1 protein-coding gene is annotated in these 332 nt (G+C 61.7%); it reads left to right on the top strand.

Annotation, left to right across the window (positions count from 1 at the left end):
- On the top strand, positions 1-332 hold a 332-nt coding region (locus IB250_RS28530; protein ID WP_225603936.1), incomplete at both ends, for a VCBS domain-containing protein.

The raw sequence follows: 332 nt of genomic DNA, 5'->3' as shown, positions 1-332 counted from the left end.
CTCAGCTTCGTGACCGGCAACGATGCCGGCGCGGTGAAGGAAGACACCACCCTCAGCGTGAGTGGCCAGTTCAGCTCGGCCGACATCGATCACGATGCCACCGCCAGCTGGAGCATCAATGGCTCGGCAACCGGAACCTACGGCTCGATCGCCGTCGACAGCACCGGCCAGTGGACGTATACCCTGGCCAATGGCAGCGATGGCATCGCCAGTGCCGTGCAGTCATTGAAGGCTGGCGAAAGTCATAATGAAGTGTTCAGCGTGCAGGTCAGCGATGGCCTCGGCGGTGTCGATACTCAGCTGGTGACCGTCACCGTCAGCGGCACTAACGA

This window comes from Pseudomonas sp. PDM09 (assembly GCF_014852305.1).
Lineage (GTDB): Bacteria > Pseudomonadota > Gammaproteobacteria > Pseudomonadales > Pseudomonadaceae > Aquipseudomonas.
Note: the sequence above shows the minus strand (reverse complement) of the source record. Positions and strands in the feature narration are given on the sequence as shown.